Origin of the sequence: Segniliparus sp., from assembly GCF_051660745.1 — a bacterium.
Lineage (GTDB): Bacteria > Actinomycetota > Actinomycetes > Mycobacteriales > Mycobacteriaceae > Segniliparus.
In genome coordinates this window covers 19,135-31,130 of sequence record NZ_JBOFQF010000035.1, presented here as the reverse complement: position 1 = coordinate 31,130, position 11,996 = coordinate 19,135, and the positions used below count along the sequence as shown (strand labels likewise).

12 protein-coding genes and 4 tRNA genes are annotated in these 11,996 nt (G+C 66.7%); 13 read left to right on the top strand and 3 right to left on the bottom strand.

Features of this window, described 5'->3' with window-relative positions; translation table 11 throughout:
* Positions 1–21 precede the first annotated feature (21 nt).
* Together ACRC20_RS11695 and aceE are read right to left on the bottom strand one after the other, a co-directional pair.
* Positions 22–1,350 carry a PucR family transcriptional regulator gene (locus ACRC20_RS11695; protein WP_438686547.1) on the bottom strand — a complete coding sequence of 443 codons (1,329 nt, stop codon included), beginning with the start codon at positions 1,348–1,350 and terminating at the stop codon, positions 22–24.
* Positions 1,351–1,374: 24 nt separating this feature from the next.
* Positions 1,375–4,131 carry a pyruvate dehydrogenase (acetyl-transferring), homodimeric type gene (gene aceE, locus ACRC20_RS11690; protein WP_438686694.1) on the bottom strand — a complete coding sequence of 919 codons (2,757 nt, stop codon included), beginning with the start codon at positions 4,129–4,131 and terminating at the stop codon, positions 1,375–1,377.
* Between the two features lie 69 nt (positions 4,132–4,200).
* Between aceE and ACRC20_RS11685 the strand changes: the two genes are divergently transcribed.
* From ACRC20_RS11685 to ACRC20_RS11675, 3 genes are all read left to right on the top strand, one after another.
* Complete coding sequence (locus ACRC20_RS11685) at positions 4,201–5,442, top strand: AAA family ATPase (RefSeq protein WP_438686546.1); 1,242 nt, start codon at positions 4,201–4,203, stop codon at positions 5,440–5,442.
* Positions 5,439–6,569, top strand: coding sequence for a tetratricopeptide repeat protein (locus ACRC20_RS11680; RefSeq protein ID WP_438686545.1), 1,131 nt, complete (start codon positions 5,439–5,441; stop codon positions 6,567–6,569). The genes ACRC20_RS11685 and ACRC20_RS11680 overlap by 4 nt, the downstream gene beginning before the upstream one ends.
* A 93-nt stretch (positions 6,570–6,662) precedes the next feature.
* Positions 6,663–7,088, top strand: coding sequence for a DUF3052 domain-containing protein (locus ACRC20_RS11675; RefSeq protein ID WP_438686544.1), 426 nt, complete (start codon positions 6,663–6,665; stop codon positions 7,086–7,088).
* 25 nt (positions 7,089–7,113) lie between these two features.
* Here ACRC20_RS11675 and ACRC20_RS11670 read toward each other — a convergent pair whose 3' ends face one another.
* Positions 7,114–7,605 carry a YajQ family cyclic di-GMP-binding protein gene (locus ACRC20_RS11670; RefSeq protein ID WP_438686543.1) on the bottom strand — a complete coding sequence of 164 codons (492 nt, stop codon included), beginning with the start codon at positions 7,603–7,605 and terminating at the stop codon, positions 7,114–7,116.
* Between the two features lie 114 nt (positions 7,606–7,719).
* Here ACRC20_RS11670 and ACRC20_RS11665 point away from each other — a divergent pair.
* The 10 genes from ACRC20_RS11665 (at position 7,720) to nusG (ending at position 11,938) form a co-directional block, all read left to right on the top strand.
* Positions 7,720–7,803, top strand: a tRNA-Tyr gene (locus ACRC20_RS11665).
* Between the two features lie 54 nt (positions 7,804–7,857).
* Positions 7,858–7,929 (top strand) — tRNA-Thr (locus tag ACRC20_RS11660).
* 35 nt (positions 7,930–7,964) lie between these two features.
* Positions 7,965–8,037 (top strand) — tRNA-Met (locus tag ACRC20_RS11655).
* 229 nt (positions 8,038–8,266) lie between these two features.
* Complete coding sequence (locus tag ACRC20_RS11650; protein WP_438686542.1) at positions 8,267–8,806, top strand: FAS1-like dehydratase domain-containing protein; 540 nt, start codon at positions 8,267–8,269, stop codon at positions 8,804–8,806.
* Complete coding sequence (locus ACRC20_RS11645) at positions 8,787–9,212, top strand: MaoC/PaaZ C-terminal domain-containing protein (RefSeq protein ID WP_438686541.1); 426 nt, start codon at positions 8,787–8,789, stop codon at positions 9,210–9,212. The genes ACRC20_RS11650 and ACRC20_RS11645 overlap by 20 nt, the downstream gene beginning before the upstream one ends.
* 140 nt (positions 9,213–9,352) lie before the next feature.
* Complete coding sequence (gene hadA / locus ACRC20_RS11640) at positions 9,353–9,904, top strand: (3R)-hydroxyacyl-ACP dehydratase subunit HadA (RefSeq protein ID WP_438686540.1); 552 nt, start codon at positions 9,353–9,355, stop codon at positions 9,902–9,904.
* Positions 9,885–10,310, top strand: coding sequence for a MaoC/PaaZ C-terminal domain-containing protein (locus tag ACRC20_RS11635; RefSeq protein ID WP_438686539.1), 426 nt, complete (start codon positions 9,885–9,887; stop codon positions 10,308–10,310). Before hadA ends, ACRC20_RS11635 begins: the two co-directional genes overlap by 20 nt.
* A gap of 158 nt (positions 10,311–10,468) precedes the next feature.
* A tRNA-Trp gene (locus ACRC20_RS11630) sits at positions 10,469–10,541 on the top strand.
* 64 nt (positions 10,542–10,605) lie between these two features.
* The gene (gene secE, locus ACRC20_RS11625; protein ID WP_438686538.1) at positions 10,606–11,088 is read left to right on the top strand and encodes a preprotein translocase subunit SecE; all 483 of its coding nucleotides are present in this window, start codon (positions 10,606–10,608) and stop codon (positions 11,086–11,088) included.
* Between the two features lie 34 nt (positions 11,089–11,122).
* Positions 11,123–11,938, top strand: coding sequence for a transcription termination/antitermination protein NusG (gene nusG / locus ACRC20_RS11620; protein ID WP_438686537.1), 816 nt, complete (start codon positions 11,123–11,125; stop codon positions 11,936–11,938).
* The last annotated feature ends 58 nt before the right edge of the window (positions 11,939–11,996 follow it).

Below are 11,996 nucleotides of genomic sequence, written 5' to 3'. Positions count from 1 at the left end.
CGATAAAAAGTTATAGGTTTGCTATAAATCTTGCGCTGTCCCTGGTGGGAAGGCCGCGAGGCCGCTCCGCGTGTCGGCATTCAGCGTGTCGTTGTGGACGGCTGCCCACGTCGACGTGAAGCCGACGTCCTTGGGGCCGGGCGTCGCGCTGATCCTCGCGATGATGCTCGCCACGCGGAGCACGAACCCGTCTCTCGGGTCGGTGGGGTCGAGCCCGGTGACCGTCGCGATGCGGCGCAGGCGGTAGCGGACGGTGTTCGGATGGACGAAGAGCTCCTTCGCGCAGGAGTCGACCCCGCCGCCGGAGTCCAAATACGCCTCGAGCGTGTTCAGCAAGTTCGTCCCTGCGGCGAGCAGCGGGGCCACCACCTGGTCGGTGAGCGCCCTGGCTGCCGAGAGGTCGCCGTTGAGCACGCGCTCGGGCAGCAGCTCGTCCGAATGCGCGGGGCGGGGGGCGCCCCGCCACCCCGCGACGGCTTCGAGCGCGGCGAGGGCCTCGGTCGCAGATATCCTGGCCTCGGCGAGCGACGGCGCGGTCGGGCCGATGACCACCGGGGCCTCGTCGAAGAGCTGGAGCAGCTCGGCGAGGAACGCCTGGTTGGCAGGCAGCGAGCCGGAGATGACCGTGATGAGCTTGCGCCCGTGCACCGCCGAGAGCGCCGCCCCGGAATGGCGTTGGGCGATGTTGTGGATAAGGACGGGGATGCTCGTGGGGGAGTCGGCCCGCGCCGCGCCGACGATGACGGTCGCGGGCGCGTTCGCGTCCCAGTTCAGCGTCGCGGCCCTGGACTGCAGCTCGCCGCTCGCGTCGCCGCGCAGCACGGCGTCGACGAGGACCGCTTCGAGACGGTTGTCCCACGAGCCCCGCGCCTCCGCGGCCTCCGCGTACGCCGAGGCCGCGGCGAAGCCGATCTCCCGCCCGTAGCGCAGCACCGACTCGGTGAGGTTGATGAGCTGCTGCTCGTCTTTGGCGAGGGCGGGCAGGTAATGCTCGAAGTGCTCCAACGCGACCCGGATCATCTCGACGGTCTGCGACAACGTGATGTGCCGTGCGAGGTCCTGCGGGACGACTTCGAACGGCTGCAGGGCGAGCCGCGCCTCGGTGGCGGGGTTTTCGAGCCAATCCACGAAGTTCACCACGGCGGTCTGCACCACGAGCTGCACGTTCGCCCGCTGGTTCGTGTCCAGCTCGACGAAATACGGCAGCTGGTCGGCCATCGACCGGACCGCGTCGGTGGCCAAATGCCCGGAGAAGTGCTTGATCCTGCGCAGCAGGTTCTCTGGGAGCGGCTCGCGGTTCCGTTTTTTCGCCCGCCTCGGGCGCACGGAATCGCCCGGACTCGGGCTCACGGTAAATCCCTCACGGCTCAAAGGTTAGTGCTCATCGGCGACCACTGCCAACACGTCGTCGATGTGGTAGCGCTCGGCGGCCTGGACCGCGACCGAGCGGTCAAGGTTCCCGTCCTCGGCCAACGAGAGCAGCACGGCGACCACGATGGACTCGGCGTCGATGTTGAACACCCGCCGGGCGGCTTTGCGTGTGTCGGAGAAGCCGAACCCGTCCGCGCCGAGCGCGGTGAACCGGTTCTGCACCCACGGGCGGATGAGGTTCGGGACGGCCCTGGCCCAGTCCGAGACCGCGACCACCGGGCCGACGGCGGACTTCAGCGCCGAGGTGACGTGCGGGGTCCGGCGCGGCTGGTCCGGGTGCCGCAGCGCGGCCCGGTCGCTGCGCTCGCCGTCGTGGGCGAGCTCGCCCCAGCTCGTCACCGACCAGACCGTGGCGCCAACCTGCCAATGCTCGCGGAGCAGCTGCTGCGCGCGCAACGCCTCCGGCACGATGACGCCGGAGGCGAGGATGTTCGCCTGCAGGCCGGTGTCCGACTCGGGCTGGCGGAACAGGTACATCCCCTTGAGCAGGCCGTCGACGTCGAGGTCGGCGGGCTCGGCGGGCTGCGAGATGGGCTCGTTGTAGAGGGTGATGTAGTAGATCAGGTCCTCGCCGTTCGGGCCGTACATGCGCTCGAGCCCGCTCTTGACGATGTGCGCGACCTCGTACGCGAAGGCAGGGTCGTACGCGACGACCGCCGGGTTGGTGTGCGCGAGGAGCAGCGAGTGGCCGTCGGCGTGCTGCAGGCCCTCGCCGGTGAGCGTGGTGCGCCCTGCCGTCGCGCCGAGCAGGAAGCCCCTGGCCATTTGGTCGGAGGCGGCCCAGATGCTGTCGGCGGTGCGCTGGAACCCGAACATCGAGTAGAAGATGTAGATCGGGATCATCGGCTCGTCGTGCGTCGCGTACGAGGTGCCGACGGCGGTGAACGACGAGGTCGAGCCGCACTCGTTGATGCCCTCGTGCAGGATCTGGCCCGTCGAGCTCTCCTTGTACGCGAGCATGAGCTCCGCGTCCACCGAGGTGTAGAGCTGCCCGAGCCGGTTGTAGATCTTGAGCGAGGGGAACCAGGAGTCCATGCCGAAGGTGCGGGCCTCGTCCGGGATGATCGGGACGATACGGGGGCCGACCTCTTTGTCCTTGAGCAGCTCGCGGAACAGGCGCACCAAGGCCATGGTCGTCGCGACTTGCTGCTTGCCGGAGCCGGTCTTCAGCGCCGCGTACGTCTTGTCGTCCGGCAGGGCGAGCGGTTTGACGGTGGTGCGCCGTTGCGGCAGGAACCCGCCGAGCTCGCGGCGGCGCTCGACGAGGTACTGGATCTCCGGGGAGTTCGCGCCGGGGTGGTAGTACGGCGGCAGGTACGGGTCGCGCTCGAGGTCCGCGTCGGAGACCGGGATGCGCAGGGAGTCCCGGAAGTTCTTGAGGTCGTCGAGGGTCAGCTTCTTCATCTGGTGCGTGGCGTTGCGGCCCGCGAAGTTCGAGCCGAGGCCGTAGCCCTTGATGGTGTGGGCGAGGATGACGGTGGGCTGGCCCTTGTGGGCGAGGGCGCGCTGGTACGCGGCGAAGATCTTGCGGTAGTCGTGCCCGCCGCGCTTGAGGTTCCACACCTGCGCGTCGGTGTAGTCCTGCACGAGCGCCTTCGTGCGGGGGTCCTTGCCGAAGAAGTGCTCGCGCACGTAGGCGCCGTCGTTGGCCTTGTAGGTCTGGTAGTCCCCGTCCGGGGTCTCGTTCATGATCTTGACCAGCGCGCCGTCCTGGTCCGAGCGCAGGAGGGCGTCCCACTCGCGGCCCCAGATCACCTTGATGACGTTCCAGCCCGCCCCCCGGAAGAAGGACTCCAGCTCCTGGATGATCTTCCCGTTGCCGCGCACCGGCCCGTCGAGGCGTTGGAGGTTGCAGTTGACGACGAAGGTGAGGTTGTCGAGCGCCTCGGTCGCCGCGATCTGCAACAGGCCGCGGGACTCCGGCTCGTCCATCTCGCCGTCGCCGAGGAAGGCCCAGACGTGCTGGTCGGACGTGTCTTTGATCCCCCGGTCGTTCAGATAGTGGTTGAACCTGGCCTGGGCGATGGCGTTCGCGGGGCCGAGGCCCATGGACACCGTCGGGAACTCCCAGAAGCTGGGGAGCAGCCTCGGGTGCGGGTAGGAGGGCAGGCCGCCGCCCCGCGCCTGGTGGCTGTGCTCCTGTCGGAAGCCGTCGAGCTGGGCGGAAGGGATGCGGCCTTCGAGGAAGGCCCGGGCGTACACGCCGGGGGACGCGTGGCCCTGGATGAAGACCTGGTCGCCGCCCGAGGGGTGCGACTTGCCGCGGAAGAACCAGTTGAACCCGACCTCGTAGAGCGAGGCCGAGGAGGCGTAGGTGGAGATGTGCCCGCCGACCCCGATCCCGGGGGCTTGGGCGCGGTGCACCATGACGGCGGCGTTCCACCGGATCCAGGCGCGGTAGCGCCGCTCGATCTCCTCGTCGCCGGGGAACTCCGGCTCCCGCTGGGTGGGGATGGTGTTGACGAAGTCGGTGGAGGTGAGCGAGGGGACCGCCACGCCCTGTTCCTGGGCGCGCTCCAAAAGCCGAAGAAGCACGAACCGGGCGCGCTCGCGCCCTTCCTTGTCGACAAGTGTGTCGAGGGACTCAATCCATTCTTCGGTCTCTTGCAGGTCGTTGTCGACGAGGTACGAGGCGACGCCTTCGCGGATGACATGGTGGTTCTCGGTCACAGATGACCAGTCTAGTGGCTTGCCTATCAGCGTGCGCCGGGGACGAGCGGATCGGTAGACTCGGGAGCGTTGTTCGGCGGAAACCGACGAGGAGGAATTTTGGGGCACGAGGCGGTGATCGCCGAGCTTCTCGCGGCTGTGGCGGAAAATCCAGACGTGGTCGGGCTGCGCGTGCGGGCCGCAGGGCTTTTGGCTCAGGCTGGGCGGTTGCCGGAGGCGCTGCAGCAGTGCGTCGCGGCGGTGGGCCTCGACCCGGCGAATGAGAGCGCGCTGCAGATGCTGCAAGAGGTGTCCGCCAAACTCTCGGCCCCTGCGCCGCAAGACGGCCATGCGCCGAACGGCGGATTCGATTGGGCGGCCGCGGAGGAGCAGGTCAAAGAGATCGTGGAGCCCGCGTTCGTCTCGGACCCGCCTGGCTCGGCCGCCCTCCCCGAAACAGCTGCTTTGTCTCAATCGCCGACGGGCTGGCTTGAGCGCCCCGGTCTCACGCTGGACGACGTCGCGGGCATGGCCGAGGTGAAGGAGCGGCTCGAAGCGGCCTTCCTCGCCCCCATGCGCAATCCCGCGCTGGCGAAGGCGTTCGGGCTCAGCCTCAAGGGCGGGCTCTTGCTCTACGGCCCGCCCGGCTGCGGGAAGACGTTCATCGCCAAGGCGCTCGCGGGCGAGTTGGGCGCGAACTTCTACCAGGTCGGCATTGCCGAGGTGCTCGACATGTACATCGGGCAGAGCGAGCGCAACCTCAAAGACATTTTCGAGATGGCGCGGCGCAACACCCCGTGCGTGCTGTTCTTCGACGAGGTGGACGCGCTCGGGCAGAAGCGCTCCCACCTGCGGGGCGCCAGTTCGATGCGGTCGACGGTCAACCAGCTGCTCAGCGAGCTCGACTCGGCGCAGAACGACAACGACGGCGTGTTCGTCCTCGCAGCCACCAACGCGCCGTGGGATGTGGACGCCGCGCTCAAACGCCCCGGCCGGTTCGACCGCACCCTGCTCGTGCTGCCCCCGGACGCGGAAGCGAGGGAGGGCGTGATCCGGCTGCATCTGCGGGACCGGCCGCTCGCGGGCGTCAACCTCGACGCGCTGGTGCGGGCGACGGAGGACTTCTCCGGGGCCGACCTCGCGCACCTCTGCCTCACCGCGACCCAGCGGGCGCTCACGGACTCGTTGCGCGCCGGGGAAGTCCGGCCGATCGCCCAGAAAGACTTCGAGGCCGCGCTCAAAGAGGTCAAGCCCTCCACGGGCGAGTGGTTCGCCGTCGCGCGCAACGTTGCGACGCACGGCAATGTCGACGGGGCGTACGACGAGCTGGCGAAGTATTTCAAGCGGCGCAAAGGCCGATGAGCGCGATCATGGCGGGCGGCGGCGCGGCCCAGCGCGCGGCGGCGTTGTTGGGCCTCGGCCGCCATGCGCAGGCGGAGGCGGTGGTGCGCCAGGGGCTGGCGCAGGACCCGCACGACTTCCTGCTGCTCTCGCAGCTTGCCAGGAGCCTGATCGGCCAGGACAAGGCGAAGGAGGCGCTCGTGGCGGCGCAGGGGCTCGTCGCGCAGCGGCCGGACTCCGATGTGGCGCACCGGCTGGTCGCGATCGCCTACGTCAAGCTCCACCGGGGGCGGCTGGCCGAGGAATCGGCGCGCCAAGCGGTGGAGCTCGACCCAGAGGACGGGTGGAACCACTACGCGCTCGCGGCCGCGCTCATGGCGGGCCTTCGCCTTGGGCGGGCGAGGGCCTGCGCCCGGCGCGCTGTGGAGCTCGACCCCGAGGAGGCGGACTTCCATCTGCTGGTGGGCAAGCTCCACCGGTTCGGCTTCGCCAGGCGTGGAAGAGGGGCGGCGCGCGAGGCGTACGCCGAGGCGCTGCGCCTCGAGCCGGAGAACGCGGAGGCATTGCGCGGGGCGGCCGAGGCGGGCGCGACCGCGACCGGGTTCGCCCGGACGGTCGTCGGGCTGCGCCAGTCGTTGGAGCTGGACCCGACCGACCCGAAGCCCGCGTACGACGTGCTGGCAGGCGAGCTGCGCCGCGTGTTGTTCTGGCTGCGCGTGCTCGCGGTCGCCGTGTTCCTCGCACTGGTCTTCACCGAGGGGGGCCATGGGATCGATCCCGTCCTCGGCCGCCTCGGGGTGCTCGCGCTGCTCGCGGCCGGGTCTGGCTTCCTCTTCCGGACCGGCTCGCAGCTGTCGGCTCCGGACGGGCGGCTCGTCTGGCGGGCGCTGCGCCGCAAACCGGGGCTCATGGCCATTGCCGCGAGCGTCACGCTGTTCTTCGCCGCGAGCTTGCTTTGGGCCCTGACCGGGGCGGATTGGATGGAAAAACCAGTGATCTGGAGCTGGATCCCGGTGTTCGCGGGCATCGTGTTCCGCTATTACTGGAATCTGCTCCGACTGCCGTTCGTGCTGCTGTGGCTCCTCGCGCTCAAGCTCCGGGCGTGGTCGCCGGTTTGGCGGAATTCCGCGCCGCGCCCCAAAATTTGACGTACGTCACTTTTGTCCCCAGTTGACCGCTGGGCAAGGATAGAGCACGATCAAGTGAGACTTCGACATTCGACCATAAGGAGACAGACTGCCGTGAGCGCGGCCCAAACGAACGAGAACGCCGCCCAGAAGCTGGGCGTCGCCGCAGACATGGTGGTCCAAGAGTTCGGTTGGGACGAGGATGTCGACGAGGAGATCCGGTCGGACGTCCAGGACGCGTTGGGCGCGGACCTCTTGGACGAGGACGCGGGGGAGGTCGTCGACGTCGTGCTCCTGTGGTGGCGAGACGGGGACGGCGACCTGGTGGACGCGCTCGTCGACGCGATCGAGCTGTTGGCGGAGGACGGCTTCATCTGGGTCCTCTCGCCCAAGACCGGGCAGCCGGGCTACGTCGAGCAGAGCGAGATCTCCGAGGCCGCGCCGACCGCAGGGCTCGCGACGACCAAGGTGATCGGCCTCGGCGACTGGTCGGGCACCCGGATCGTGCAGCTCAAAGCCAAGGGCAACCCCAAGAAGTAGCCCGGCGGCCCCAGGCGGCGCCGAATTACCGGTAGTTGGTGAACTGCAGGGCCACGTCGAAGTCGCCGCCTTTGACCAGCGTGATGACCGCCTGCAGGTCGTCGCGCTTCTTGCTGAAGACTCGCAGCTCGTCGCCCTGGACCTGCACCCGGATGCCCTTGGGCCCCTCGTCCCGGATCTTCTTGCCGATCTTCTTGGCGTGCTCCTGGTCGATCCCCTGCTTGAGGGCGGCTTTGACCTGGTAGATCTTGCCGGACGGCGCAGGGTCGTCGAACTTCACGGCCTTGAGGGACAGGCCTCGCTTGATCAGTTTCTCCTTGAACACCTCGACGGCAGCCTTCACGCGCTCCTCGGTCTGCGCGGAGAGCAGCAGCGTCTCGTCTCCGGTCCACGCGACGGTCGCGTCGACTCCCCGGAAATCGAATCGGGTCGCGAGCTCTTTCGCGGCCTGGTTCACGGCGTTGTCGGCCTCTTGGCGGTCGACTTTGCTCACGATGTCGAAGGACGAGTCGGCCATAAGATATCTCCTGTCGGTCGTTTTGTGCAGGTCACAGGCTACTGCATGGATCAAGTGGCGTTCGGCCTGCCGCTCCTGCTAGTATCCTCTGCGCACCAGCGATGGTGCGAACCTGGCAGATTGCCCGAGCGGCCAATGGGAGCGGACTGTAAATCCGTCGCGCAAGCTACGTAGGTTCGAATCCTACATCTGCCACCAGCCTGGGCCTTGCGGCCCAGCGGATGTCAACTAAAAACTGCTAACTAAAGACTTGCCCCCGTAGCTCAGTGGTAGAGCACTTTCTTGGTAAGAAAGAGGTCGTCGGTTCGATTCCGCTCGGGGGCTCACCCGCGGGGCGTCGAGCGTCCGGCGCGGGGCAAGGCGGTGTAGCTCAGTTGGTAGAGCAAGCGGCTCATAATCGCTGTGTCGCCGGTTCAAGTCCGGCCATCGCTACGAGGGGCCCGCAGCCTTGGCTCAGGGCAGGCGGGCAAGCCCAAACCGGGGAACGCGCGCTCAGCGCGGATGACCGGTATCACGCGTTCATGTTGTAGGCTGTGCGAACCGGAGCCCCGACCGACACCAGCGATCGAGGCTCGGCGCAGGGCCTGCGACAAGACGCGAAAGCCCTACAGCCATAGAAATCCTCGCCATTGCGGCGACCCCGAGTAGATAGATTGGGCGAATGTCAGACACATTGGCGCGCGACGCCGCGCCGGTTCGCGATCTGTCCCAGTATGTGGGGCAGACCTACGTGTATCCGGATTACTACGAGATCAGCCGTGAGGCGATCCGGGACTTCGCCCGCGCCACCCAGAACTACCATCCGTTCCACTGGGACGAGGAGGCGGCGAAAGCCGCAGGCCATCCGAACATCATGGCTCCGCTCACCTTCGGCTCGGCGTTCGGCATCAAGATCCACGAGCGCATGTACCAATCCTTCGGCATCGTGCCGGGGCCGATGGTGCAGGCGGAGCAACGGTTCTCCTACCAGCGTCCGCTCTACGCCGGGGACCGCGTCCACTGCGAGGTGGAGATCCTCAGTTTCCGCAGCAGCCTTGGCGCGGACATCAGCGAGACCAAGAACATCCTGTCGGTCTGGGAGACGGGCGAGCCGATCCTGATCGGATGGACCAAGCTCGCCGGGCGGACCGGCTCTGTGCTTGGCGAAGAAATCGAGACGCTTGTGGATGAGGTGATGATGCATGGCCTCCCCACGGTTTGAGGACGTGTCGGTCGGGCTCGAGCTCGAGCCGAAGGCCTATCGGGTGTCCCGAGGGGACCTGGTGAACTACGCGGGCGTGTCAGGGGATCGGAATCCGATCCACTGGCACGAGAAAGTGGCGAATGCCGCTGGCTTCGACGATGTGCTCGCCCACGGCATGCTGACCATGGCCTACGGCGCGGAATACATCACGGGCTGGGTGGGCGACCCGTCGGCCGTCCGGGGGTACGAGGTGCGGTTCGTGAGCCCGTTGCTGGTCCCCGCGGACACGTCGACCACGCTGGAATTCGCCGGCCGGGTCAAGTCCCTCGACCCGGAGACGAAGACCGGAGTGGTGGCGCTCACCGCCATTGCGAATGAGAAAAAGATTTTCGGCAAAGCTGTGGCGACCGTCCAGTTCGCCTAGGGCGAAACGGCGCGATACCGCCCAGGTTCGGCGTTTGCCCAGCTTGGTCGTTTTTTCGTTGATCGAATGCGCGCCGCCCACGGCAATGTTAGGTGAGCCTTACTAGTAGATCGGGCCGTTTTGGGGGTACATTGCCCGACGTGCCAGAGACGAGTGAGAAGCCACGAGCCACGGAGAAAACGGTTCCCTACCCGGACTTCATCGGCAAGACGTACGTGCTGCCGGACTACTACGAGATCGGCAGAGAGCAGATTCGGGCCTTCGCCAAGGCGGTGCGGAACTTCGATCCCATCCACCACGACGAAGAGGCGGCTCGGGCGGCGGGGTACCCGTCGCTCGTCGCCCCGCCGACGTTCGCCTCGATCATCGGCCTGCTCATGCAGGAGGCACTGTTCGAGTACATCGTCACGGACTACGACTTGAGCCAGACCGTGCAGGCGGAGCAGCGCTTCAGCTTCAAGCGCCCCATCTGCGCGGGCGAGCGGCTCGAATGTTCGGTGACGATGCTGAACATGCGCCAGGCCGTCGGCGTCGACATCGTCGAGACCGAGAACATCGGCAGGATCTGGGGCACGGAAGAAGTAGTGTTGATCGGCTACACCAAGGTCGCGGGTTACACCGGGGCTGTGATGGAGGAGTCGCTCAAAGGTCTTGTGAGGGATGTGATGATGCATGGCCGTTCGATCTTTTGATGACGTCCAGGTCGGAGAAGAGCTGCCGGTCGAGCTGTACCGGGTCACGCGAGGCGATTTGGTGAACTACGCCGGAGTCGTCGGCGACGCCAACCCGATCCACTTCCACGAGGAGATCGCCCAGGCGGGCGGGTTCGAGACGGTCATCGCGCACGGCATGCTCACGATGGGGTACGCGTCCAGCTTCGTCTCGGCCTGGCTGGGCAGCAGCGCGGCCCTCATGGAGTTCGACGTCCGGTTCGTGAGCCCGGTCCTGGTCCACTCGACCAAGCCCGCCGAGCTGGAGCTCTCCGGCAAGGTCAAGTCCCTCGACCCCGAGACCCGCCGGGGCATCGTCCAGATTTCCGCCACCAGCGGCGGCAAGAAGGTCTTCGGGAAGTCCCTCGCCACGGTTCAGTTTGCCTGAGCCGTCCGGGTTCCTCGAAAGCCGATTGGTGTCAGAGGGGCTTTTCCGCTAGAATTACTGCCTTGGTGTTGAAGACGGTTTCGTGCTGGGCGCAAGTCGACGCGCGGAAGCGGACTCGATGCTGGCGGCTATCTGCGGCTGGCGTTTAGCCGGCTCAGAGGGGTGTAGCTCAGTTGGTAGAGCAGCGGTCTCCAAAACCGCAGGTCGCAGGTTCGAATCCTGTCGCCCCTGCATCTGGTCGCCTCGCCGGTCAACCGGCGGTCGAGCAAGCGTAGAACCTGATCGAGAGGAAAAAGTGAGCGAGCAAAGCCGAGCCTCCGTCGAAGACGGCGAGGTCGAAGCTGCTTCGGAGCCTGCTGATTCGTCGCACGACGAGCCGCAGGCCGCTTCTCGTGTTCCCGCGCGCCGGTCAGGTTCCGACGAGGACAACGACGACTTCGAGGACGAAGGCTCCGCCGCGCGGCCGACAGGCAAGCGGGGCAGGCGCAGGGCCTCTGCCGAGAATCGCGCGGAAGACGGCGAGCGCCGTCCCGCGAAGGACTCCAAAGAGGGGAAGAAGGCGAAGCGCTCGTCCGGCGAGCGCTCGCGCAACCCGTTCGTGGCTCTGGTGCAGTTCCTCCGCGAGGTCGTCTCCGAGCTTTCGAAGGTGATCTGGCCGCAGCGGCGGCAGATGGTCTCCTACACGCTCATCGTCATCATTTTCGTGGCTGTGGTCGTCTCCTTCGTCGCCGGTCTCGACATCGGCTTCGCGAAGCTGACGCTGTGGTTGCTCGGATAGGGCTGGCGCGGAGATCATGGAAAGGATTGAGTTTGTGACTGAGCAGAACGAGCAGGCGGAGCAGGAAGAGACCGTGGCCGTGGCCGACCAAACTGCGTCTGACCAAGAGGAATCGGTCGACGTGGCTGACGAAGCCGTTGCTGCCGAGGCTGTCGAAACCGAGGCTGTCGAAACCGAGGCTGTCGAAACCGAGGCCGTCGAAGCTGTGGCCGAGGACTCCGAGGAAGAGGACGAGGACCCGGCTGCCGCGCTGAAGGCGAAGCTGCGCCGCGCCCCCGGCAAGTGGTACGTCGTGCACTCCTACGCGGGGTACGAGAACAAGGTGAAGCTCAACCTGGAGAACCGGGTGCACAACCTCGACGTCGCGGACTACATCTTCCAGATCGAAGTGCCGACCGAAGAGGTCACCGAAGTCAAAAACGGCCAGCGCAAACTGGTGAACCGCAAGATCCTCCCCGGCTACATCCTTGTGCGCATGGACCTCAACGACGAGTCGTGGAGCACGGTGCGCAACACCCCCGGCGTGACGGGCTTCGTCGGGACGTCGCGCCCGACCCCGCTCACCCTGGACGACGTGGTGAAGTTCCTGCTGCCGCGCCAGGAGCCGAAGAAGGCCGCTTCCGCCGCGAAGGCGAAGCAGGGCGACAGTTTCGCGGCCGCTATCGCGAACGTCGCCGTGGTGGACTACCAGGTCGGCGAGTCGGTCACCGTCAACGACGGCCCCTTCGCCAACTTGGCGGCCTCGATCAGCGAGATCAACGCCGAGCAGCAGAAAGTCAAGGTCTTGGTCTCGATCTTCGGTCGGGAGACTCCGGTGGAGCTCTCCTTCAACCAGGTCACCAAGATCTAAGAGCAGGCCGCAGAGCACAGTTCAGGCATCACAGTTCAGACATAACGAGCAGTCAGTA